The sequence below is a fragment of the Aequorivita sp. CRS11 genome (assembly GCF_059693805.1).
The window spans coordinates 64,201-88,478 of the sequence record NZ_JCATIG010000005.1 but is presented as its reverse complement, the minus strand read 5'-3'; the positions used below and the strand labels follow the sequence as shown (position 1 = coordinate 88,478).

The 24,278-nt window shown below is 39.5% G+C and carries 24 protein-coding genes; 10 read left to right on the top strand and 14 right to left on the bottom strand.

Going from position 1 to position 24,278, the window contains the following annotated elements; all coding sequences use genetic code 11:
- Positions 1–2 precede the first annotated feature (2 nt).
- Positions 3–1,157 carry a sensor histidine kinase gene (locus tag AC58DT_RS11270; protein ID WP_497216923.1) on the top strand — a complete coding sequence of 385 codons (1,155 nt, stop codon included), beginning with the start codon at positions 3–5 and terminating at the stop codon, positions 1,155–1,157.
- Positions 1,158–1,159: 2 nt separating this feature from the next.
- Positions 1,160–1,507, top strand: coding sequence for a hypothetical protein (locus AC58DT_RS11265; RefSeq protein WP_497216922.1), 348 nt, complete (start codon positions 1,160–1,162; stop codon positions 1,505–1,507).
- Here AC58DT_RS11265 and AC58DT_RS11260 read toward each other — a convergent pair.
- Both AC58DT_RS11260 and greA read right to left on the bottom strand, forming a co-directional pair.
- Positions 1,497–1,892: an HIT family protein gene (locus tag AC58DT_RS11260; RefSeq protein WP_497216921.1), complete on the bottom strand. Its 396-nt coding sequence runs from the start codon at positions 1,890–1,892 to the stop codon at positions 1,497–1,499. The two genes, AC58DT_RS11265 and AC58DT_RS11260, sit on opposite strands and share 11 nt — an antisense overlap.
- Position 1,893: 1 nt before the next feature.
- The gene (greA, locus tag AC58DT_RS11255) at positions 1,894–2,370 is read right to left on the bottom strand and encodes a transcription elongation factor GreA (protein WP_497216920.1); all 477 of its coding nucleotides are present in this window, start codon (positions 2,368–2,370) and stop codon (positions 1,894–1,896) included.
- Between the two features lie 183 nt (positions 2,371–2,553).
- Here greA and AC58DT_RS11250 point away from each other — a divergent pair, with 183 nt between their 5' ends.
- The gene (locus AC58DT_RS11250) at positions 2,554–2,991 is read left to right on the top strand and encodes a hypothetical protein (RefSeq protein ID WP_497216919.1); all 438 of its coding nucleotides are present in this window, start codon (positions 2,554–2,556) and stop codon (positions 2,989–2,991) included.
- Between the two features lie 13 nt (positions 2,992–3,004).
- On the opposite strand, the gene AC58DT_RS11245 is transcribed toward AC58DT_RS11250, so the two are convergent.
- Positions 3,005–5,185, bottom strand: coding sequence for a TonB-dependent receptor (locus AC58DT_RS11245; RefSeq protein WP_497216918.1), 2,181 nt, complete (start codon positions 5,183–5,185; stop codon positions 3,005–3,007).
- Between the two features lie 367 nt (positions 5,186–5,552).
- On the opposite strand from AC58DT_RS11245, the gene AC58DT_RS11240 reads away from it, so the two are divergent.
- Positions 5,553–8,012: an ATP-binding protein gene (locus tag AC58DT_RS11240; protein WP_497216917.1), complete on the top strand. Its 2,460-nt coding sequence runs from the start codon at positions 5,553–5,555 to the stop codon at positions 8,010–8,012.
- A 2-nt stretch (positions 8,013–8,014) separates the two neighbouring features.
- Here AC58DT_RS11240 and AC58DT_RS11235 read toward each other — a convergent pair whose 3' ends face one another.
- From AC58DT_RS11235 to AC58DT_RS11195, 9 genes are all read right to left on the bottom strand, one after another.
- Positions 8,015–9,376: a sigma-54-dependent transcriptional regulator gene (locus tag AC58DT_RS11235; protein ID WP_497217133.1), complete on the bottom strand. Its 1,362-nt coding sequence runs from the start codon at positions 9,374–9,376 to the stop codon at positions 8,015–8,017.
- A 124-nt stretch (positions 9,377–9,500) separates the two neighbouring features.
- Positions 9,501–9,935: a hypothetical protein gene (locus AC58DT_RS11230; RefSeq protein ID WP_497216916.1), complete on the bottom strand. Its 435-nt coding sequence runs from the start codon at positions 9,933–9,935 to the stop codon at positions 9,501–9,503.
- A gap of 214 nt (positions 9,936–10,149) precedes the next feature.
- The gene (arfB, locus tag AC58DT_RS11225) at positions 10,150–10,554 is read right to left on the bottom strand and encodes an alternative ribosome rescue aminoacyl-tRNA hydrolase ArfB (protein WP_497216915.1); all 405 of its coding nucleotides are present in this window, start codon (positions 10,552–10,554) and stop codon (positions 10,150–10,152) included.
- Positions 10,551–12,095 (bottom strand): DUF4301 family protein, encoded by a 1,545-nt coding sequence (locus AC58DT_RS11220; RefSeq protein ID WP_497216914.1) that lies wholly within the window; start codon positions 12,093–12,095, stop codon positions 10,551–10,553. Before AC58DT_RS11220 ends, arfB begins: the two co-directional genes overlap by 4 nt.
- Before the next feature lie 87 nt (positions 12,096–12,182).
- Positions 12,183–12,713, bottom strand: a complete 531-nt coding sequence (locus AC58DT_RS11215; protein ID WP_497216913.1) for an AAA family ATPase — start codon at positions 12,711–12,713, stop codon at positions 12,183–12,185.
- On the bottom strand, positions 12,710–13,348 hold the full coding sequence (pnuC, locus tag AC58DT_RS11210; RefSeq protein ID WP_497216912.1) for a nicotinamide riboside transporter PnuC: 639 nt from the start codon (positions 13,346–13,348) through the stop codon (positions 12,710–12,712). Before pnuC ends, AC58DT_RS11215 begins: the two co-directional genes overlap by 4 nt.
- Positions 13,332–13,592: a thiamine-binding protein gene (locus tag AC58DT_RS11205; protein ID WP_045081418.1), complete on the bottom strand. Its 261-nt coding sequence runs from the start codon at positions 13,590–13,592 to the stop codon at positions 13,332–13,334. The genes pnuC and AC58DT_RS11205 overlap by 17 nt, the downstream gene beginning before the upstream one ends.
- Before the next feature lie 87 nt (positions 13,593–13,679).
- The gene (locus tag AC58DT_RS11200; RefSeq protein WP_497216911.1) at positions 13,680–14,372 is read right to left on the bottom strand and encodes a phosphoglycerol geranylgeranyltransferase; all 693 of its coding nucleotides are present in this window, start codon (positions 14,370–14,372) and stop codon (positions 13,680–13,682) included.
- Positions 14,373–14,375: 3 nt separating this feature from the next.
- A complete protein-coding gene (locus tag AC58DT_RS11195; RefSeq protein WP_497216910.1) occupies positions 14,376–15,011 on the bottom strand; it encodes a 4'-phosphopantetheinyl transferase superfamily protein in 636 nt (211 codons plus the stop codon).
- A 93-nt stretch (positions 15,012–15,104) separates the two neighbouring features.
- On the opposite strand from AC58DT_RS11195, the gene ahcY reads away from it, so the two are divergent.
- The 6 genes from ahcY (at position 15,105) to AC58DT_RS11165 (ending at position 21,900) form a co-directional block, all read left to right on the top strand.
- Positions 15,105–16,421: an adenosylhomocysteinase gene (ahcY, locus tag AC58DT_RS11190; protein ID WP_497216909.1), complete on the top strand. Its 1,317-nt coding sequence runs from the start codon at positions 15,105–15,107 to the stop codon at positions 16,419–16,421.
- Between the two features lie 113 nt (positions 16,422–16,534).
- Positions 16,535–17,005 (top strand): very short patch repair endonuclease, encoded by a 471-nt coding sequence (locus AC58DT_RS11185; RefSeq protein WP_497216908.1) that lies wholly within the window; start codon positions 16,535–16,537, stop codon positions 17,003–17,005.
- A complete protein-coding gene (locus AC58DT_RS11180; RefSeq protein WP_497216907.1) occupies positions 16,998–18,137 on the top strand; it encodes a methionine aminotransferase in 1,140 nt (379 codons plus the stop codon). The genes AC58DT_RS11185 and AC58DT_RS11180 overlap by 8 nt, the downstream gene beginning before the upstream one ends.
- Before the next feature lie 133 nt (positions 18,138–18,270).
- A complete protein-coding gene (gene katG / locus AC58DT_RS11175; RefSeq protein ID WP_497216906.1) occupies positions 18,271–20,550 on the top strand; it encodes a catalase/peroxidase HPI in 2,280 nt (759 codons plus the stop codon).
- 73 nt (positions 20,551–20,623) lie between these two features.
- The gene (locus tag AC58DT_RS11170) at positions 20,624–21,100 is read left to right on the top strand and encodes an ankyrin repeat domain-containing protein (protein ID WP_497216905.1); all 477 of its coding nucleotides are present in this window, start codon (positions 20,624–20,626) and stop codon (positions 21,098–21,100) included.
- 20 nt (positions 21,101–21,120) lie between these two features.
- A complete protein-coding gene (locus AC58DT_RS11165; RefSeq protein ID WP_497216904.1) occupies positions 21,121–21,900 on the top strand; it encodes an amidohydrolase in 780 nt (259 codons plus the stop codon).
- Here AC58DT_RS11165 and AC58DT_RS11160 read toward each other — a convergent pair.
- Entirely contained in the window at positions 21,887–23,491 is a 1,605-nt protein-coding gene (locus AC58DT_RS11160; protein WP_497216903.1) for an Ig-like domain-containing domain, read from the bottom strand. The two genes, AC58DT_RS11165 and AC58DT_RS11160, sit on opposite strands and share 14 nt — an antisense overlap.
- Before the next feature lie 79 nt (positions 23,492–23,570).
- Positions 23,571–24,233, bottom strand: coding sequence for a ComF family protein (locus tag AC58DT_RS11155; RefSeq protein ID WP_497216902.1), 663 nt, complete (start codon positions 24,231–24,233; stop codon positions 23,571–23,573).
- Positions 24,234–24,278 lie beyond the last annotated feature (45 nt).

Genomic DNA, 24,278 nt, shown 5'->3' with positions numbered 1-24,278 from the left:
GTATGTTTCGCAATAAATCACTCTCCCGCTGGGGTTTTATTTTAGCTTCGCTTATCGTTATCAGTCTTATTTTGTGGAATACGTATGTGTTTTTCACCCAGTTAAAAGCCAATGAACGCGCTAAAATGGAGATTTGGGCGGCTGCCTATCAAGAACTACAACAAAAAAGCACCACTGATGACCCTACGGTGGGCGAATTGGTCCTGTCAGTAATTCAAAGCAATACTTCTACACCCATGATTCTTTATACCCTAAAGGAAAAAACTTATACTGAGCGTAATATTGATTCTTTAGAAGTTAATACACTTGAGAAAAAACAGGAGTTAATAAAGCGATATTCTTCAGAATACACGCCTATTGAAATAAGAAATGATAACGAACTATTGTCCACAATTTACTACGGAAACTCGCCAATTATAAACAAGCTGAAATACTATCCCGCTTTCTTAATATTGATCATTTTCCTTTTCATCTTGGCAATTTATCTTTTTTACAAAACATCGAAATCTGCCGAACAGAACAGGCTTTGGGCAGGAATGGCGAAAGAAACGGCTCACCAAATTGGCACCCCCCTTTCCTCTTTGGTGGGCTGGACGGAGATTTTAAAAAGTGAAAATGTAAATCCGGAATACGTAGCCGAAATGGAAAAAGATATTTCACGGCTGGAAACCATTACGGATCGTTTTTCAAAAATAGGTTCGGTGCCAAAATTAGAACGTTGTGATTTGGTTGCCGAAACCAAAGCCACTTTTTATTATTTACAAAAGCGAACCTCAAAACTCATTGATTTTCAACTCAATATTCCCGAAGAATCTATTTATATTGAAATGAATCCGCAGCTTTTCAGTTGGACAATAGAAAATTTGGTGAAGAATGGTATAGATGCGATGAAAGGGAAAGGAAAGATCACCATTTCTATAGAAAAAAATTCAAAATTTGCCTTCATTCGCATAAGCGATACCGGAAAAGGACTTACAAAAAGTGAGTTCAGAAGAATTTTTACACCAGGCTATACTACCAAAAAACGTGGTTGGGGCTTGGGCTTATCACTTGCAAAACGTATTATTGAAGAATATCACAATGGAAAAATACGCGTTTCCAAAAGCATCCCGAACCAAGGAACCACTATGGAAATAGCCTTAAAAACTACTGATTAAAAATGAGTTCTAAAATTCATTCACTACACACAGCCCGCTTAAAAAACAACTGCCCAACTTGTTTTGGAACTGACGGTATGGAATTTACCTTCACGCAAACGGAAAAAGAAACGCTTTTTTTTAAAAAACCAGCTACGAAAATAGATAACAGGCTATACTGCCATACTTGCAAAAACGATATTTACCCCGTAAGCTGGACAGAAGATATTGAGCGTGTTTTTGATTACAACAAAAAAATAGCGGAGACCAATAAACAATATTTAAAGGTAAAACCACTATTTTATATCTTGGTAATTGTGGCAATTGTATTGGTTGCCGCAATAGTTTATTTATTAATTCCTACTGTTTAAGTTTTTCGGAAATTGTATCTGCTAACATTTCAAATTCTTCCGAAGTCATTTTAACTTTTTTGGTGAATCGCATATCGTCCATCTCGTTCAATGGAATAAGATGAACGTGCACGTGAGGCACTTCCAATCCTACAACAGCCATTCCCACACGTTTGCAGGGAACCGTTTTTTCCAAAGCACGTGCTACTTTTCGTGAAAATTGCATTAACTGTAAGTACATATGCTCGCCCATATCAAAAACCTTGTCAATTTCTTCCTTTGGCACGCAGAGGGTATGACCTTTAGCGTTTGGATTTATATCCAAAAAAGCAATGAAATTGTCATCTTCCGCAACTTTATAACAAGGAATCTCACCTTCAATTATTTGTGTGAATATTGATGCCATATTAATCTCTTGAAATTTCCAATATCTCGAATTTAAGCACACCGTTGGGCACTTGTATTTCGGCCACCTCACCTTTTTGTTTCCCCAGCAATCCTTTTCCAATAGGAGAATCTACAGAAATTTTTCCCGCTTTAAGGTCAGCTTCACTTTGGGCTACCAACTTATAGCTCATTTCCATCCCATTGTTTTGATTTTTAATTTTTACGTTGGAATGTACTAAAACCTTGCTCAAATCTAATTGGGATTCATCTATTAATCGAGCATTTGCAAGCACTTCTTCCAGTTTTGCAATACGCATTTCCAGCATTCCTTGGGCCTCCTTGGCTGCGTCATATTCCGCGTTTTCGCTGAGGTCGCCTTTATCGCGAGCCTCGGCAATGGCATTAGAGGCTTTTGGGCGCTCCACATCGCGTAGATAATCTACTTCATCCCTTAACTTTTTCAATCCCTCGGCGGTGTAATAAGATACTTTACTCATAACTTCATCGTTTGTGTATTACAAACCCTTTTTTTAATTCTTAAAATTCTATATAATAAGATTCCCGCCAGCGCGGGAATAGAAAAATCCCATACGATGACGGGATTGTGTTTAACAAATATACTAAAAATTTAGTTGTTGTGTAATTTGTTGTAATTTCGGCCTTAAAATTTATTTGCTTCTATGAAAAATATAATCTTTTTTCTTTTAATAGTTTTTGCAATCTTTTCTTGTTCAAAAAATGATGATCAGAAAGAACGCAATCCTTATCTAACTGATCCGGTTGTAAGTTTGAACCTGAATCTGAACCTCCCAGAATACAACGGCCTGAAGTTTCCGGGCAATTACGTTATAACCTCGCAAGGCATAAAAGGTATTGTAGTTTATTGTGTAAGCGATACACAATATTTTGCATATGACCTTACAGACCCAAACCATGCACCAAGCAGCTGTTCACGGATGGAGGTTGATGGCACAATAGCGAGCTGTCCTTGTTCTACTGATGAAAACGAATATAATATTGTGAATTTTGGAAGGCACACCACAGAGCCCGACACCAAATACCCTATGCAATCCTACAGTGCGGTTCGCAATGGCAATACCATCAACATTAGCAACTAATTTTAGCTATCGTTTAAAATTTTACAGTTGCCCCTACCAAAAAGTTAATTGTTGCCTGCGGATAATAGCCCGCACCCTCAATTGTAGTAATCGTTCCCGGATTACTAAAATCGTCATCGTAGGTGTAAAAATAGCCGTTGGAAATATATTCTACATTGAAAATATTGTTCACCAAAGCCGAAAAAACCACTTCTTTTACCCACGGAAGATTGCCCAAAGTATAAACAATGTTCAAATCATGGATGAAATAGCTATCCAGTTTTGAAGCTTCGCTGTCAATATTGCCCATATACTGTTCACCCAGGAATTTTGAAAGGAAACCTAATTGCAATTTCTTTATTGGCGAATATTCCAGCATATTTCCAGCAACCACAGAAGGTGAAAAAGAAATATTGGTATTGCCCAGATTTACCAATTCGCCATCACGCGAAGTGACGAAATCTACATTTTTATTGGTGCTCAAAGCTATGTTTGGAAGGGTTCTCAAATTCTTCAAAAGCTGAATTTCCGCATCAACCTCCAGTCCCAAACGGTAACTTTTACCGCTATTGGTACGCAACGGTGCGCCAACATCATTCAACTCACCGGAAAGCACCAATTGGTCTTTGTAATTCATATAATAAATATTGGTGTTGACCTTTACCTTTTCGGAGGCGAATCGCCATCCAAGTTCAAAATCGTCCAACTTTTCGGGCGTAACAATTCCCTGTTCGTAATCATTTCGCGAAGGTTCGCGGTGCGCCTTTCCGTAGGAGAAATAAAATTGGTTTGAAGGGTTTAATTTATAGGTCAATCCCGCTTTCGGGTTGAAAAACGAATAGTTTTCGTCAACATTCAACGGCACCAAATCTGAAGTAATTCCCAAAGTTTTGTAATTCAAAAATCTGCCCTGCAAATCGCCGAAGACACTCCACTTGTCATTGATTCGATACGTCGCTTTGGAAAAAACGGTGAATTCACTTTTCACACCATTCCCTTCGTAATATCGGTCGCGAATTTCAGAATTGCTGCCGTACCGCACCCAGATTACTTCGCCAAAATGGTCGCCGCTGTAGTAGCTGTAAAATGCGCCACCCGTAAAATCTATTTTATTATTCTTATAGTTTACGTTGGCATTAGCCGCATAAAAATCATTATCCAACCAACGACGACGGATCAAATCGGTTGTATTTATAGTGTCGCCTCCAATTTCAATGGGTTCAAAACCGTATGTCACAAAGTTTTCGTCTTCCTTATATTGCTCAAAATAACCCTTTCCTTTTGTATAATTCAAAGAAACATTTGTGCTCCAATTATTGTTGAACCTGTGGTTTACAAGCAGTTGGTAATGATCCTGCGCATAATTGTCAACCTCATTGTCATAAAACTGAATGTTTCCATCCTCATCGGTATATATTCCAACGGTATTGTAGGTTCGGTCATTTTCAAGTTTTTCTGGATCTTCCAAGCCATTCCATGATTGGTAAGTTTCTTCGCGTCCACCAAAAACCAAGGCTTTAATTAAGGAATTTCTATTTACGAAAGCACCTTGTAGAAAATATGATTTCAAGTCGGAACTGGCCCTATCTATATATCCGTCAGATTGGATAGTGGAAAGTCTTCCCGCCACTTCAAAATGCTCGGAAAGCAAGCCAGTGCTGAACTTGACATTGTGTTTGCGTGTATTATAACTTCCGAAGGAGTTTGCAATTTCGCCATAGGCTTCATTGGAAACGGCATCGCTCAATAAATTCAAACTTGCACCAAAAGCGCCCGAACCGTTGGTTGAAGTTCCCACGCCCCGTTGCAACTGCAGACTTTGCACCGAGGAGGTGAAATCGGGCAAATTCACCCAAAACGTGCCTTGACTTTCGGAGTCGTTATACGGAATTCCATTAAGCGTAACATTCACGCGCGAAGCATCGCTACCTCGAACCCGAATGTAGGTATAGCCCACGCCGGCTCCAGCATCACTCGTGGTAACAACTGACGGAAGATAATTGAGCATATACGGAATGTCCTGCCCGAGGTTTCGTTTTTCGAGCTCCTCTTTATCGAGGTTTGAGTGGGTAATTGGCGAATCGGCATCTACTCGGACGGCTTGTACCAAAACTTCGTCCAAGGCTTCAATTTTTGTGGAATCCTGCGTTTTTTCCTGCGCGGAAACGGTAATAAACAGAGAAGTACAAACTGTTGTAATCAATAACTTTTTCATTCGTAATTTTTTAAATTTATACGAATAAAAGGGGCGTTATTCTTAGTTTGTTAAATGGTTACATAAAAAAACCCTGAAAACAATGCATCGTGCATTATTACAGGGGGTTCTTATTTGTTATCCCTTGGCGGCATTACCCGCCCAGGTTCTTTGGGTATAATCTCAGCCTTTTGAAGTTGGAATTTTGAGCGACGAGCGACGAAATAGTTTCGTAACTCGTATCTCCAATTTCGTACTTTGAAAAGCACCCCTTTGAGATATTCGGCAAAAGTACATTTCTTTTTTCAATTTCACTTTCTATTTCGTTTTCAATTTTTTTATCATATCCTTAATACTTCGCCTTTTCAATACTCTTTACATTTGGCTAATGGCCACTTCAAAAAATAAATTCACTTTTAAAATCATTCTCAGCTATCTGGTTTTGGGAGCTTTGGCTGTATTAGTGGGCTTTTTTTTATATTCCGAATTCAAAAATTTCACTGCGGAATCAACAGAAACCAAAGGCGAAAAAAAAATTATTGAAACAGGAACGCTCATTAATTTGGTTTATGAAACTGATGGATTTTCAAGGCTCGCGCTTTTAACCGAAAGCGATGAAGATTTTGAAAAATATATGGCGAAGACCGATTCGCTTTTCAGGAAAATAGACGAGATAAAATCGCTTACCACCAACGATTTTCAGCTAAAACAATTGGATAGCGTAAAATCGCTGCTCAAGGAAAAGAACCGAAACATTGAACAGCTGCGAATTCTTCGTTTGACGAACCAAAAAGACACTTCGCTGGATGATATTATGCGCGAAGTACGCAAACTGGAAGCTTCCGTGGGATTAAACTCCGTGGAGTCATTAATCAAAAATCCATCAAAATTAAACACGCGAGAACGCAAAATCTGGCAAAACTATGCCGATTATCTCAATAGTGACGCCACGCGCGATACTTCTACCGTAAAATCCAAAACGGTCGATTCTATGTTAACCGCGGCCCGTTATATAGTTTCTGAAGCAAAAAAGGAAAATTCTCGAATTCGCGAATCATTGATTCAAAAAGAGAATGAACTGATCCGCAATGACCTCAACATTTCCGAACGCTTGCGCGAGATTATCGCCAGTTTTGACCGTGAAATTACTAAGAACAACAATCTGGAAAAACAGCAACGGGCAAAATCCATGGAACGCACCAAGGAAATTCTGAAGTTTGCCGGAATTTTGGGCGGCATCGTGGTTCTGCTGTTTTCGTATTTTATCCTTTCAGATTTTTTTCGGGCAGAGCGCTTCAAAAAGAATTTGGAAGAATCTAAAAATTACGCAGAATCACTGCTCAAAAGCCGCGAACAGCTCATTTCAACAGTAAGTCATGATTTGAAAACGCCATTGAATACCATCAGCGGCTATTCCGAATTATTTGAAAATTCAACCCTTTCGGAAAAACAGAAATACTATTTGGCGCAAATTACTTCCAGCTCGCATTTCATTTCACATTTGGTGGATGATTTGCTGGATTTCTCCAAATTGGAAGCGGGAAAATTGCCCATTGAAAGCGTTCCCTTTTCTTTGGAAAATATTATCGTTGAAGCCGGGAATGCCGTAAAACAGCAGTTTCCGCAGAAAGCTGTCGATTTGAAATTTTCCATTTCGCAGGAAATTAAAAGCAAAATTTTTGAAAGCGACCCGCTGCGGATTCGGCAGATTATAAATAATCTCGTCGGCAATGCTTTTAAATTTACCGAAAACGGAAGCGTTGAAATTAAGGTTGAAGAACTTGACACTTCGACTGCGCTCAGTGTTCCAAAAATTTCCAAAATAAAAATCTCCGTAATCGATACTGGAATTGGCATTTCCGAAGAAAAACAGCAGCTTATTTTCAATGAATTTACGCAGGCCGAAACCGAGATTGCCCACAAATTTGGCGGCAGCGGTTTGGGGCTTGCCATTTCAAAAAAACTCACCGAGCTTTTGGGAGGAAGCCTAAAGGTGGAAAGTGTTTTGGGGGAAGGAAGCAAATTTATTTTAACCATTCCGCTGAAAATTTCAGATAGGATTTTGACGAAAACTATTCCGAAGGAACACATTTCGTTTGGAGGTCTGAAAGCCGTAATTATTGACGATGACGAATCGATGCGCGCACTTTTACAGGAAATTTTTGGACAGATGGATATTGCTTCGGAAGCATTCGACAATTTTGAAAATTTTCACGCTAATTTCGATTTTGATTTTGTTTTAACCGACATCCAAATGCCAAAAACCGACGGTTTTACGGTTTTGAAAAAACTGAAAAATGGCGAAATAAGTTCCTATAAAAATCAGCCCGTACTAGCAATGACGGGAAGTAGGGAGCACAGCCGCGATTTCTACCTCAAAAAAGGGTTTTCTGAAATGCTGCCGAAACCCTTTTCAAAAAAGCAACTGGTTGCAGTTTTGGAGCGCATTTTCCCAAACCGCAGGAATTTTTCGAAAGAAAATATTGTTGATGAAATTTTCAAATCAAATTCCGCAGACAATGAAAAATTCGACCTTTCCCTTTTAAAATCCTTTTTAAATACGTCCCAAGCCTTGGAAGAAGTGCTAAAAGTTTTCAACGCCCAAACCGAAAAAGATCTGCAGCAAATAAAAAATTCAATTGCCGAAAATGACACAAAAACTATTTCTGAAATTGCCCACCGAATGCTCACGATGTTCCACCAAATAATGGCAAAGGAAGTGATTCCCATTCTCGAAAAAATGGAGGATTACACAGCCGAAACAGTTGAACCTGTGGAAATGAAGATGGATTTTGAGAAGCTTATTTTGAACATTCGGGATTTACAAAATGAGCTTTCTAATAGCTGATTTTACAAATCTATTTGATAATGCTCCAGTTTATTATAAAGCGTTTTTCGGGTAATATTTAACAATTTTGCGGCTTTGGTTTTGTTGAAATCGGCTTCCTTTAAGGCGTTCAAAATAAGTTGCTTTTCGTTGCTTTCCTTTGAAAAATCTACGGTTTCCTTTTTCGTTTTTTCAGCAAACAAAACTTCGCGTGGAATCACTTCCAACGGAATCAATTGTGAATTGGTCAACAAAACAGAACGCTTGATTACGTTTTTTAATTCGCGCAAATTGCCCGGCCAAGCGTAGTTTTTAAAGGCTTCCTCTACTTCTTTTGAAAGTCCGATTACTTCTTTTCCCAAAGATTTATTCGCTTCATTTAAAAAGTATTCAATAAACAGAAAAAGATCCTCTTTCCGTTCGTGCAGCGATGGAATGTGGATTGAAAATTCATTCAAACGATGGTACAAATCTTCCCTAAATTTCCCCTCGGAAACGGCTTTCAGTAAATCTTCGTTGGTTGCGGAAAGTATGCGAACATCCACTTCGATTTCAGTATTACTGCCCACGGGTTTTATGCGCCGTTCCTGCAAAGCGCGCAGTAATTGGATTTGGTTTTCGTAGGAAAGATTCCCCACTTCATCCAAAAATAATGTGCCGCCATCTGCCGCTTCAAAATGGCCTCTTTTGTCGTTCACCGCGCCCGTAAAACTTCCCTTTACGTGGCCGAAAAATTCGCTTGCGGCAATCTCTTTCGGAATGGCACCGCAATCTACTGCCACAAAATTTTTATCCTTTCGGGAACTATAATTATGGATTGCCTTTGCCGCAACTTCCTTCCCCGTTCCGCTTTCGCCTTGAATGAGAACGCACATATCCGTTGGGCCGACCAGCTTTAAATATTCGTTGAATTTTTTGGATGCTTCGCTGATGCCGATGACAAATTTGGGCTTTTCAGAAGTTGATTGGAGAGCAGGTTTTTTCGGCTCAACAGTTTCTGAAATATGTTCTTCCGAAGAGTCCGTATTTTGAGAATCCGCTTCAATAATCATCAACAATTCCTCCGGCCGGAACGGTTTCGAAATATAGTCCAGCGCCCCTTTTTTAATGGCTTTTACCGCGGTATCCACTTCGGCATAACCTGTCATTAAAATCACTTTGGTATTTGGGGAAGCTTTTTGGGAAAATTCGAGCAAGTCAAGACCTGAATCGTCTGGCAGTTTCAAATCCGTAATCAGCAAATCAAAATTGCTTTCAGAAATTGTTTTTCGCGCCTTTTCGCCTGAAAGCGAAACAGTGACATTAAAACCTTTTCGCTCCAAAAAAGAGGTGAGCATTTTTACAAAAGCTACATCGTCTTCAACTATATGTATTTGCTGCGCCATTACGTTTTCTGAGAACGTAAAAATAGTGAGTATATGGCTGGGCAAACTTTAAATTTATCATAAAAAAAGGCGCCCAATTTATGGACGCCTTTCCCAGAAGTATTGAATCTAAAATACCTGCAGCTTACTGCTTCTTTAATTCATTTTTAATCCACTCGCCTTTTGCGTTTGCATACACCGTTGCTTTTTTGGCATCGGCAGTGGCAAGCTCGATTTTATAGTCTCCCTGTGCATTCACATAAGCCTTAGAAATAGTGGCACCGCTAAAATCCTTAGCTACGGCATCTTGAACGGTTTGTGGCACTTCAGAAGCTTTAACTTCTTTATAATCTTGGGCAACATCTGCTGCTGCGATTTCAGCAGTTGGTGCATCTGTTGCAACTGTAGCTTCTGTTTCAACAACGGCATCGGCATCTTGGGCGGCTTCAATTCTGCTTTCCACTTGCGCTTCAACGGCAGTTTGTTTTTGCTCGTTCATTGCAGTTGGCTCTTTATCTTGCGCGGTTGCTGCGGTTAAACCTCCCAATACGATTGCTGTGCTTAAAATTAACTTTTTCATTGTTTTTTGTTTTTAAAAAATTATTTATTCGTTTCTAAGTTTGTTTGGTGCCTTGTATATAGAAAAAGTAGTGCCATAGAAAATATGGAACAGAAAAAACCAGCAAATAACTACAAAACAGCTGTTTAAGGAATATTCTATCGTTTTGTATTTTAAGAAAAGTGTGTAACGGAAAGAACAGTTGTATAAAAATTACACAGTTGTTGTGTAAACACTAGTCAATTTTGGGCGGTTTGCGATTGGACTTTTTGAGCGCACGTTCCTTTTTGGATTTTAATCGTCTTTCAATCGCGCCTTTTGAAGGTTTTGTTTTCTTTCGCGGTTTTGCGACTTTCAGATTTTTCTGAAGCAATTCAATAAGCCTTTCAATAACGATTGCTTTGTTGCGGTGCTGGCTTCGGGTTTCGCCGCATTGCAGGGTAATGACTCCTTCGGAAGAAATTTTTGCGGAAAGTTTGTTGCGGAGTCGTTCCTTTTCAATTTCCGAAAGTGCTTCGGAAGTTTCCAAATTAAAGGACACCTCCACCTTTGAAGCCGTTTTGTTCACGTGCTGCCCGCCCGGCCCGCTGCTGCGGATGGCTTTAAAGGAAATTTCAGAAATTAATTGCTCTGTGTTCATTGCGGCTGGTGTACAGGGTTCAAAAGGTCGTTTACCGTTTTTACGGGATTGAAGGTGATGAGTGGCACTTCCACAAAAACCGTGTTCCAGTTTGCCATCGCGCCATTCCAAAGTCCGGGCAACTCCAGTGCCTTGATGGGTTTTCCGTGATACGATTTATTCGAAATAAAACCCGCCTCAGGGTCTGAAAACTGAAGCAAATCATACTTTTCACCTTTATAATTTCGCAAGCCGCAGACCAAATCCACCGGATTGAAATGTGTGGCCTTTTCAACCAATTCCCTTTGTTGCGGATTATTGGTATCAATCTGGCTCATTTCCACGATTTGATAGGAAAGGTGTCCGTTCTTGTCTTTTATAAGAAATGGGCCGCCGCCGGGAGCACCCGTATTTTCAACCACACCGCAAACGCGGATGGGCCGTTCGAGGGCTTTTAAAATTTCCTCTTTATATATAGAAGTGTTTTTTATGAAAAGTTCTCGGGAAATAAAGTCCGAAGCGTTTTTCAAAACCTCTTCCGCCCCGGCGGACAGGTCAGAAGGATTTGCAGCGTGAAGTTTTTCCACAAAACCGAAGATTTTTTGCTGCAATGAAAGCAATTTTCCGGCAAGCACTTTTTTCTGAAAAGCGATGGTTTCCACATAATTTTGCGAAACCACGTTGTCAATATTTTTTATGAAAACAATGTCGGCATCCACTTCATTCAAATTTTCCAAAAGCGCGCCGTGCCCGGACGGACGGAAAACCAAATCGTCGTTTTCATCTGAAAAAGCTTTGTTTTCAAGAGTTGCGGCAACTGTATCAGTTTCCTTTTTCTGATAGGAATAGGAAATATTAAACTTTACGCCTGTTTTATTTTCAACAATTTCCTGTATTTCTTCGAATCGTTTTTTGAACTTTTCCTCGTGCTCCGCGGAAACCGTAAAATGTAAATTGGCTATGCCGTTCGAGCTTGCATAAAAAGCTGCTTCGTACAATTGCTCGCCAAAAGCGGTAACATAATTTTCACCGTATTTGTGAAATGGAACGAGCCCTTTCGGGGTGTTGCTAAAATTTAAACCAGTTTCTTCCAGCATTTCCTTTACGAAGAAATAGTAGCGTTTTCCTTTTTCGAAGTTTTCAAAATCGGGGAATTTCGCTTCCAATTTCTCTTTCACCAAAGAAAAAAAAGCAAAATTTTCAATTGATTCAAAAAAGATTTTCAAATTTCTATTCTCTTCCTTTTGAAGAAACGCATCGATGTCTTCATTTTCAAAATCATAACTCTCCAAAAACTGATGCAAAAACTTAAACATTCGCGTAGCAGCGCCCGAAGCTGGCACAAATTTTAGCAAATCAAGTCTGTCTTTTTCAGTTTCAAAAAGCGCTACAAAATGGTTTTGTTCCGATTCTGAAAATACCGCAATGCCATTATCCGCCGAAGCTGGTTCAACAACATTTGCGAACGGGATTCCTTCCTTAAAAATTTCGAGTTGTCGCGTTACTTTAGCTTCGGAAAGCCCGTGATTCTTTATTTGTTGTATGTTTTTTTCTGTAAACATTTTATTCAATGTAATTGCAAGTTTCTTCGTGACCTTTGCGCCTTTTCGGTAAATTATCACCGCAGAGGCGCAGAGAACGCAAAGGTTTTATCTATCCAATAATGTATCAATTATTTCGGTTGCTTTTTTAAACCGTTCTTCCTCGTTTCCCTTTATAATTTTATACGGAAAACCCTGTTTTTTCAATTCGGCCTCGAAAATACGAAACATTTCCCCGCGGTTGTTTGGACGGTCGCGCAAAATATCCGGCTCCCAAGGCGTGTCAACATAGGTCAAAAGGTAGATGCTGTAATTGGCTTTGGTTGCTTCGGTTTTTATTTCCGAAGGACAAAATCCGTCGTAATAATATTCCGAATAGACTTTTAGTTCGAGCAAATTCGTATCGCAAATCAGCAGATTTTCAGCCTTTTGCGAAGCATCCTTTTCAAGTTGCAATTGCCCTTTTGCAATGGGAATTAAATCTTCTTTTTCAACTAATTTCTTTTCAGAATCCCACTTTTTCTGAAGGTATTCCCGCATAAATTCCGGCACCCATAATGTTTTATAATGTTGTGCTAATTGTTTTGCGAGTGTTGTTTTTCCCGTAGATTCGGGGCCGTATAAAACTACTTTAATCAATTCAGCAGGCTGGTTTCGGGTATGTTTAGGTTTCTTTTCCAAGCGCGGTATCCGTAAATGGCAATAATAGTAAATAAAAGATATTGAAACGAAGTAAACACGAGTCCTTTATAAAAGTATAGTGGCACGGAAATTAGGTCGCCAATAATCCAATAGATCCAGTTTTCGAGTTTCTTTTTCGCCATAAGCCACATTCCCACGAAGAAAATTGCGGTCGTAATCGTGTCAACATAGGCTGTCCAACTGTTCCATTTGTCGAAAAATTCATAGACCGCAAAAACGAAAATAAGCGTTGCGATAAAAATGTAAACAGACTGTTTGTTATCGGTTTTTGTGCCTTTTGTGATGGGCGTATAATGGGTCGCATCCACTTTTCGGGTCCAAATATACCAGCCGTAAATACTCATTACGAAGTAATAGGCGTTTATCATCATATCACCCAAAAGCCCATAAACAGCCAAAATATAAACAAAAATAGCCGTACTGATAATCCCCGTGGGATATACGAGAATATTATCCTGCTTGCTGAACCACACGCTCAAAAAACCAAAGAACACGCCGATTAGTTCCAGCACTATTAAATGTGTGGGAACTTCGGCATATTGCGCAAAAAACCAATCAAAAATGGGGCTCATAGTCGCTGCGGTCTGATTTTACTATTTTGATGTAAAGCAAACCTCTTTCCACGGCTTCCAATGCGACTTTCATTTCCTTTTGCAGCAAATTCATCACCGCATCATAATCGCCGTAAACCTGTGTACTTAGCGGATTTTCCAAAACCGTCAGCCCAGAATTTCGAAGGCTTTTTATAAAATTGATTATTGCGGGTTCGTAATCGTCCTGTAAAGGCGTGAGGGTTAATTCTACAGAAATTTTCATTTTTTCATTTTTTTCAAAACTACGATTTTAAAAAGTTTTCAGTCGCAGTTTGCAGTTTTTGGAATCTGGTTTTTTAAGATTTGGAATTTATTCAAACGCCGTTCCCATCACAACCATATCTGTTCCGGCTTCGTAAGCGGTATTTTTTTGTGCTTCGGTTTTTATTCCGCCGCCAACGATCAAGGGAATTTTAATTGCTTTTTTTACTTCGGAAATGATTTCGGCTTTTACGGGAAATTTTGCGCCGCTACCCGCTTCCAAATAAATAATCTTCGCACCCATAAATTGTCCCGCCAAAGCAGTGTGCACAATATTTTCGATGTTTTCCTGAGGAAGCGGTTGGGTATTCGTCACTTTTGAAACCGCCGAATCATTGCCGCCATCAATTAAAATGTAACCTGTGGAAATAATTTCCAATGAACTATTTTTCAGTTTTGAAATGGACTTTATTTGTTGACCAATTAAATATTCAGCGTTTCTTCCGGAAAGCAACATTAAAAACAAAAGCGCATCGGCAAAGGGTGTAATATGCGACCAGTCGCCCGGAAATAAGAAGATTGGCAATTGTGTTTCGGCTTTCAACGCTTTTACGGTTGCTTCGGTTTCGCCATTGGCAACGGTGCTTCCGCCCACAAAAAGATGGGTGGTTTCTTTCGGAATTTTTTTTAGAAACGAAACGGTTTCAGCAATATTGAACTTATCGGGGTCAATCAAAATGGCGAGCTGCCTTTCCTTTTCGGCTATGGATTTCAGAAAATTTTTATAAAAAATGTCTTCCATCTGCTATTTTTCAGAAATAAGCGCATAGGCACAAGTGAATTCCTCAAACTCCAGAAAATCTACATCGTACGTTTGCTCTTTGTCCTCGTAAGTCACGGTAGCAGTGGTTTTGGTGTCGTCGAGCCTAAAGTCTTCCACATAAATATGTTCCAAAAAGCTCACGCCTTTTTCAGCAAAACTTTTATAAAGTGATTCCTTGGCGCACCACACAATTGTCAGTTTTCGCATTAGAGCATCTTCATTGGCAATGGTTCGATATTCTTCGATGGGAGTGAATTTGTGCGCTATTTTTAGGATTTTGTTGCGCTGCTTTTCAATGTCGATTCCCACTTCAATATCGCTAATGATTATCGCCGCAAAGTTGAAGGAATGGGTAATGGATATATGCTTGTCGCCCGTTAAATGCGGCTTTCCGTTTTCGTCATAATACAAATCGTGATCGGTAAAACCTTCCAAAGCCATCAAATGCCGGATGCTCATAAATCCACGACGATGTAGGTCACTTTTCATATTTTCAACTCTTCCGGAGCAATTTCCGGTAAGCGATATTCCTTCGGAAAGTGCTTCAAAAGACTCTTCAATCTTCCAAATGAAGACTTTAGTGTGGGGATTTACTGTTATAGTTTTGTAAAGTGGCATAAACTTTTAAAGGATATTGTGTACTTTTGCGGACTGAAAAACAGAAATTATTTTTAACAAATGCCCGCTTTTATGGGTATAAATATAACAAATATGTCAACGAAAACTGTGCCTTACACGGCGTTTAAAGTAAAAGATATTTCCCTGGCAGACTGGGGAAGAAAAGAAATTGAGCTTGCCGAAGCTGAAATGCCGGGGCTTATGAGCCTGCGTGAAGAATACGGAGACGAGCAGCCTTTGAAAGGTGCGCGCATTGCGGGATGTCTTCACATGACCATCCAAACGGCTGTGCTTATTGAAACTTTGAAAGCTCTTGGCGCTGAAGTTACTTGGAGTTCTTGCAACATTTTCTCTACACAGGATCACGCTGCTGCTGCAATTGCCGACGCTGGAATTCCAGTATATGCTTGGAAAGGGATGACCGAGGAGGAATTTGACTGGTGCATTGAGCAAACGCTTTTCTTTGGCGAGGACCGCAAACCGTTAAATATGATCCTTGACGATGGTGGCGATTTAACCAATATGGTCTTGGACAAATATCCAGAGCTTGCTGCTGGCGTAAAGGGTATTTCTGAAGAAACTACTACCGGTGTTCACCGTCTTTACGAGCGTATGAAAAAAGGTACGTTGCCAATGCCCGCAATCAATATAAATGATAGCGTTACAAAAAGTAAATTCGATAACAAATACGGGTGCCGCGAAAGTGCCGTAGATGCAATCCGTCGTGCTACTGATATTATGATGGCCGGTAAACGTGTGGTTGTTTGCGGTTATGGTGATGTGGGTAAAGGAACTGCCGCTTCTTTTAAAGGCGCGGGAAGTATTGTTACCGTTACCGAAATTGACCCCATTTGTGCGCTACAAGCCGCAATGGACGGGTTTGAAGTGAAAAAATTGGAAACCGTTGTTGGCAATGCTGATATTGTAATTACAACAACTGGAAACAAAGACATCGTTCGCGGAGAGCATTTTGAAGCGATGAAAGACAAAACCATCGTTTGTAACATTGGGCACTTTGACAATGAGATTGCCGTTGCTTGGCTGAAGAAAAACCACGGCAACACCCACGTTGAAATTAAGCCACAGGTTGATAAATATACAATAGACGGAAAAGACATCATCCTTTTAGCGGAAGGCCGATTGGTAAACTTAGGTTGCGCTACGGGACACCCAAGTTTTGTGATGAGTAACAGTTTTACCAACCAAACTTTGGCGCAGATTGAGCTTTGGAAAAATGGCGAAAACTATGAAAATGAAGTGTATATGCTTCCAAAACATTTGGATGAAAAAGTAGCGAAACTTCACCTTGAGAAAATTGGGGTTGAGCTAACTGAACTTTCAAAAGAACAAGCCGATTATATTGGTGTGGAAGTTGAAGGGCCTTTTAAGCCGGAGTATTACAGATACTAAATCAAAGTAAATTTGAAAAGTATAAAACCCTTATCCCGAAGTTTTGGGATGAGGGTTTTTTATTGGAAAATATTTAACTTTTAAAAAGCAAAGATTATTCATACTTTAAATGAATGGTTTATGAAGAGGAAAAAATAAAAGTCCCAAAATTCAATGAAGAATCTGGCTTTTACACTACGAAAAAGCGCTCAAAAATGATGAGCAAAATTCGCGGGAAGAATACGAAGCCGGAATTGCTTTTCAGAAAAGCGCTTTGGAAAAGAGGTGTTCGTTATCGCATCGACAGTAAAAAACTTCCCGGAAAACCTGATGTTTCCATTCAAAAATACAAACTTGCCATTTTTATTGACGGCGAATTTTGGCACGGTTACAATTGGCCGGAACGCAAAGAAACCTTAAAAAGTAATCGTGGCTTTTGGGTTCCAAAAATTGAACGGAATATGCAACGCGATCGCGAGGTAAACCATCAACTTGAAGAAATAGGTTTTACTGTTTTCCGTTTTTGGACCAACGAAATAAAACATAATTTAGACAAATGCATCAACGATATTTTGGTGTATATAAATACAGGACAAAATGATTAATTCAAAACTCCCAAACATCGAAACCTCCATTTTTGCCAAAATGAGCAAAATGGCGACTGAACACAACGCCTTAAATATATCGCAGGGGTTTCCAAACTTCCCCAGCGATCCCGCTTTAAATGCCCTGGTGGACCAAGCAATGAGCGACGGTTATAACCAATATGCACCAATGCCAGGTGATTTCGAGCTGCGGATGGAAATTTCAAAAAAGATTGAAACCCTACACAACCGTTTTTACAATCCCGAAACTGAAATTACAATTACGGCTGGCGCTACGCAGGCCATTTTCACAATAATCGCAGCTAAAATCGACAAAGGCGATGAAGTAATCATTTTCACCCCAGCTTATGATTGCTATGCCCCAACCGTGAAATTGTTCGGCGGAAAGATTGTTCCAATTCAACTAAAACCTCCTTTTTATAATGTGGATTGGCAGGAAGTTTCGGATAAGATTTCTTCCAAAACGAAAATGATTATCATCAATTCACCTCACAATCCAAGTGGGATGCTATTTTCAAAAGAAGATATGCTCGAATTGCAGAATTTGGCAGAAAAAAATGATTTGTTGATTTTAAGCGATGAAGTTTACGAACACATAATTTTTGATGGAAACTCGCATCAAAGTGCCTCAAAATTTGAAGCATTGGCAGCACGAAGTTTTGTTACAGCTTCCTTCGGGAAAACGTTTCACAATACGGGCTGGAAAATGGGTTACTGCGCTGCGCCCGAAAAATTGATGAAGGAATTCCAAAAAGTGCATCAGTTCGTGGTTTTCTGTGTAAATCATCCCATTCAAAAGGCGTTGGCTACTTATTTAAAAGATGAAAACCACTATCTAAAACTCTCCGATTTTTATCAGCAAAAGCGGGATTTTTTTCTTCACTTAATGGAGGGTTCCAAATTCAAGATAATTCCATCGAAAGGAACATATTTTCAAATGCTGGATTTTTCAGAAATTTCAACTGAAAACGATATCGCTTTTGCGGAAAGACTTACGAAGGAACATAAGATTGCGACCATTCCAACTTCCGTTTTTAACGAAGGAGGAAAAGATTTCAAACAAATACGCGTTTGTTTCGCTAAAACAGATGAAACTTTATCACAAGCTGCTAAAATTCTTCAACAGCTATAATTTATAAATGTTATCAAATTCCCTTCAAAGAATAAGTTTTATCAATCCAAAGATTAAAACAACCGATTGATTTTTAAGGTTTCAGCATTTTTAATTGTTATTTTCGTAGCAGACACTTCAAAATTCTTCAATCATGGAAAATAATAAAGATAAAAATTATCACAAAAACGGAAATCAAAGCGGGAATTCGGGCGAGGCTTGGGAAATTAATGATGACGGTGCAGCCGCGCAATGTCCCTACTTTGGAAATATTCAACACCAAGTTGCAGGTGGCGGAACAAAAAATAGCGATTGGTGGCCAAACAGCCTACGATTAAATGTATTGCGCCAGCAAAGCTCAAAGTCGGATCCTATGGGTAACGATTTTGACTATAAAAAAGAATTTGGAAAGCTCGATTACGATGCCCTTAAAAAGGATTTGACAAACTTAATGACCGATTCGCAAGAGTGGTGGCCAGCAGATTACGGCCATTACGGCGGACTTTTTATAAGAATGGCTTGGCATAGCGCGGGAACCTACCGAGTTACGGACGGTCGTGGCGGTGGAAATACCGCAAACCAACGTTTTGCACCATTAAACAGTTGGCCGGATAACGGGAACTTAGATAAGGCCCGATTACTACTTTGGCCGATTAAGCAGAAATACGGTAAAAAAATTTCTTGGGCAGATTTATTGCTTTTAACGGGGAATGTTGCTTTGGAATCTATGGGCTTTAAAACTTTCGGTTTTGGCGCAGGACGCGAAGATGTTTGGGAACCCGAACAAGATGTGTATTGGGGTTCAGAAACAACCTGGTTGGGTAACGACAAACGTTATGAAGAAGGGCATCTTGAAAAACCTTTGGCAGCTGCACATATGGGATTGATTTACGTGAATCCTGAAGGACCAAACGGAGTGCCAGATCCACTTGGTTCTGCGCACGATATTCGTGAAACTTTTGGAAGAATGGCGATGGACGATTATGAAACCGTAGCACTTATTGCTGGCGGGCATACCTTTGGGAAAGCCCACGGAGCAGGCGATGCCGAAAAGTATGTTGCTGCGGAACCTGCTGGTGCTGCGATTGAACACCAAAGCAAAGGTTGGATAAGCAGTTATAAATCAGGTTTTGGAGATGATACCATAACCAGTGGTTTGGAAGGTGCTTGGACCCCCACTCCAGACAAATGGGATCATGAATATTTTAGAGTATTGCTTGATTACGATTGGGAATTAACCAAAAGTCCCGCAGGCGCGCATCAATGGAAACCAACTGCGGCTTCCAATGCAAGTAAAGCTCCGATGGCGCACGATACTTCCAAAACACAGGATTTAATGATGAGTACGGCAGATATTGCTTTAAAAACCGATCCCGCTTATTTAAAAATCTCAAACCATTTTAGAGACAACCCCGAAGAATTCGAAGATGCCTTTGCGCGCGCTTGGTATAAATTATTACACAGAGACATGGGGCCTCTTTCTCGATTTTTGGGTCCCGAAGTTCCGAGTGAAGAATTGCTTTGGCAAGACCCTATTCCTGCGGTTAATCACACTTTAATTGACGAAAAGGATATTGCATCATTAAAAGGAAGAATACTGGATACAGGTTTGTCAATTTCTGAATTGGTTTCAACCGCGTGGGCTTCTGCTTCAACTTACAGAGGTTCCGATATGCGCGGGGGTGCAAATGGCGCCCGAATTCGTTTGGAACCACAAAAAAATTGGGAAGTGAATAATCCAAAACAACTTTCAAAAGTTTTAGATAAGCTCGAAAGTATTCAAAAAGATTTCAACAATAACCAAAGTGGCGACAAAAAAGTTTCAATGGCAGATTTGATTGTTTTGGGCGGAAGCGCAGCAATTGAAAAAGCAGCCAAAGATGCAGGACATAATGTAACAGTACCTTTCACTCCTGGAAGAGGTGACGCTTCACAAGAACAGACAGATGTTGATTCCTTCAAACACTTGGAACCGGCTGCAGATGGTTTTAGAAATTATTTGAAAAACAACCAGCACGCTTCTTTTGAAGAATTGTTGGTTGATAAATCACAATTATTAACGCTCACTGTTCCAGAAATGACAGTTCTTGTGGGTGGAATGCGCGTTTTGGATACAAATTGGGATGGTTCCAGCCACGGTGTTTTTACCGATAAACCTGAAACATTGACCAATGATTTCTTCGTAAATCTTCTTGATTTGGGAACAACTTGGAAAGCCGTCGGTGATGATGACCGTATTTTTGAAGGGCGCCACAGAGCCTCGGATACTTTTAAATGGACCGGAACTCGGGCAGATTTAATTTTTGGTTCCAACAGCGAACTTCGCGCAATTGCAGAAGTTTATGCCTGTGAAGATTCCAAAGAAAAATTTGTGAACGATTTTGTTGCAACTTGGAGCAAAGTGATGAATTTGGATCGTTTTGATTTAAAATAATCAAAATGCAAATTTTTTTATAAATGAACAGAGTTGCAAAATATGTGACTCTGTTTTTTTACTTTTATAACAAATGAAGGAACAACTTTTTAACGCCATACGCCAGGAAGATTTATCTGAAGTCGAAAAACTTTTGGGAGAAAATCCTGAACTGGCATCCGTCAAAGATGCCCGTGGTTCCACGCCTTTGTTACTTGCAACTTACTATGGGCTGTACGATATTTCAGAAATTATTTTAAAGTTTCCGCAAAATATTGATGCGCAGGACGCATCAGGCAACACCGCTTTGATGGGAGTTTGCTTTAAAGGTTTTGACCATATTGCGAAACTTTTGTTGGAACACCGTGCCAATCCCAACATTAAAAATTTCAACGGTGCTACGGCTTTAATTTTTGCCGCTACTTTTGGACGAAAAGGAATAGCGTGGATGCTTTTGGACAAAGGTGCAGACAAATCCATAAAAGATGACAGAGGGTTGACGGCTGCAGACCACGCAAAAATGCAGGGTAACCGGGAGATGGTTGAATTGCTTGAAGAGAAAAAAGAATAGAAAATAAAGAAAAAGAAGGTTTGAGCAAAAATTTAAAAATAACAATTATTCAAAGCGAACTTCACTGGGAAAATGCGGAAGCAAATCGCGCGATGTTTTCTGAGAAAATTCAAAATATTGAAGGCGAAACGGATTTGGTTGTGCTTCCCGAAATGTTCACTACTGGGTTTTCAATGAATGCCAAAAAACTTGCTGAGCCAAATGATGGCGAAACTTTTAAGTGGATGGTTTCCGAAGCGGAAAAAAATAACTGCGCCATTACTGGAAGTGTTATTATTTCTGAAAATGGAAATTTTTATAACCGTCTATTTTTCGTTTTTCCCGATGGAAATTTTAAAAAATATGACAAAAAACACACCTTCACTTTAGCAAAGGAAAACGAAACCTATAAAGCCGGAACCGAAAGATTGATTGTAAATTACAAAGGCTGGAAAATCTGCCCTTTGATCTGTTACGACTTGCGTTTCCCAGTTTGGGCGAGAAATACGGAAGATTACGATGTTTTAATTTATGTTGCCAACTGGCCAAAAGTTCGCACCCCTGCCTGGGATACATTATTGCGTGCCCGAGCCATTGAAAATATGGCGTACTGCATCGGTGTAAATCGTGTGGGTTTTGATGGAAATAATCACGAATACATTGGCCATTCTGCAGTTTACGATGTTTTGGGAAAGCAGGTTTCAACAGCTAATTTTGAAAATGAGTTTGCCGAAACTATTGTTTTGGAAAAAGAGCACATTGAAAACAACCGAAAACACCTTCAGTTTTTAAACGATCGCGATCAATTTATTTTAAAATAAAGGTCTCATTCAAACTCCAGTTGGCCCTAACTTCAATTTGTGTTGGATAATAAATAATTCGTTCGGGCTCCATTCGGTTTAGGAAGCTGCCGGTGTCCCATCTCCCGTTTTCGTTGGCGTCGTAAATAATTCGGAGGAAATATTTATTTGGCGAAAGCGCTTCGAAAAACACCTCTTTATTTTCCGAAAGATATTCTGAGGCCACCAAATTATATTTGGTATCCAATAGCTGTACGATAACAGGAAACTGTTCCACATTCTGCAAGCTAAGCTTCAAAGTGCCGTAATCGCTTTCCAAGCGGGTGTTTACGTTAAAAGTGAGGGTGTCATTCGTCTTCTCAAAAAAATCTGTCAGCGCTCCCGGAAAGAGTTTTATCAGATAGCTTTGGTCTTCCGTCTTTGGAAAATATACTTCGGCCCAGTTGTACTTTTTATTTAGTTTAACAGTCGTTTCAACAAAAGAGGAATCTTTGGCCATTACTTGAAATTGTTCGGCATCAAAGGTTACAAGCGGTGTATTGGCGCGCAGTTTAAAAGTATCCTTCAATTTTACGGTTCCGGTTTTCAATGCAGAAATAGTCAATGAATCTTTAAATAGCTCGCGCATTCGCACGGTAGCGGTATCAATAAAACTTCCGTTAGTCACTTTAAAAATCAGTGAATCTGTTTCAATGGCAGGCTTAAACCAATAATGCAATGTGTCCTTTTTTTCGTCTTTAAAAACCGCGGAGGTATAGTCTTCTGGCATTTCAGAAAGCATTTCAATATTTAAACTGTCTGCACGGCCTTCATATCCAAAAACAATATGATTTTTACCTATTTGGCTTGCGCGCACAAATTTATAATCAGGTGTTTCCTTAAAAATCGTCAGCGTGTAACTTGAATCTGAGGGAAGGGTGATAATTTCTCTTTCAAAACCTATTTTATCGTTTTGGGGCTGAAAAATATAATCGTTGTTCTTTTCCTTCAATGCCAAAAGTAGGTATTTTCCCTCCTTTAAATTGGTCAATTCAAAAACACCCGTGCTATCTTTGGTAACGGTTATGTAAGTAGGTTTTTCAGAATAAATAATTGAATCTGTAAAAGTCTCGTTTACTTCATAAAGCATTACCGTTGTTGGAATTTCGGGCGCTATTAATTGTGCATCTTTCACCCTTCCCGAAAGCTTCAAGCTATCAATATAACTTCCTGTGGAAAAAATATATTTAAAGTAATCAAACTTGTTCTCCTCGTTATTGTCCACAATACTATTCCCAAAGTTGAAGGAATACGTGGTGTTTGGTTTCAAGGTATCGATTATTTTGATCCTTAGGGTTTTTGAAGTACTTAAAGGCGTAATAACGGGGGCGTATTTCATTGGTGGCGAAATGATGAGCTCTTTGTTTACTTCTTTCAGCTTTATGTATTCATCAAAACGGATTTCAATTTCGGCTCCCGTAAAATTTGTAGTGTAATTTTCAGGACTGCTTCTTACTATTACAGGTGGAATGGTATCCCGCGGCCCGCCCGATGGAGATCCTTTTTTTGCACAGTCAACGAATGACAAAATCATCAAAAAAGCTATGGGAATGTAAAGCAGGCGGTGTTTCACTTAGTATTCTTTAAAATTTTGTGGCGCTGCGGCGCGGGTTCAAAATTAAACAATATGTAGCAACAATTTACAAATAACTTTAGGCTACTGCAATTGTGGCGATGCTTATACTTACCTTTTCACCTTTTAGCAGTTGGAGCGCGCACTTTTCCAGTGTGGCGCCCGTGGTTATTATATCGTCAACCAATAAAACGTGCTTATGTTTTATTGCATCAAGATTTTGAATTGAAAAAACCTCCTCGGCCTCAAAACGCAGTATTCGGGTTTTGAAAACTTGTGAGCCCGATTTTGAAATTTTTATTAACACATCATCCCGATAGGGCACATCCAGCGCTTTGGCTATTTCCTTTCCAAAACCTTCCACTTGATTATATCCACGCTTTTTAAGTTTTTGTTTATGAAGTGGAACAGGGATAACCAAATCGATTTTTTTATAGGAATCCATTTCCGCTAGTTCTGCCCCCAGCCATTTTCCAAAGAAAGTACTCACCTCTTTCTTTCCGCGGTATTTTAGATTGTGCAAAAGTTCCTGCGTCAATCCTCTTTTCTGAAAATAAATAACTGCCGTAGCATTTTTCACTAAAAATCTTCCGTAAAATTTATCTTTTAAAATATTGTTTTCGGTTTTGTGGAATGAAGCAATTGGAAGCGAATGGGTACACTCCGTACACAACCCCTCTTCCTGCTTCATTAATTGTTGCTTGCAACCCACACAAACCCTTGGAAACAGTAGATTTAACATATTTTAAGAATTTTTACCATTTTGTAAACGTTTGTTAAAGAAATA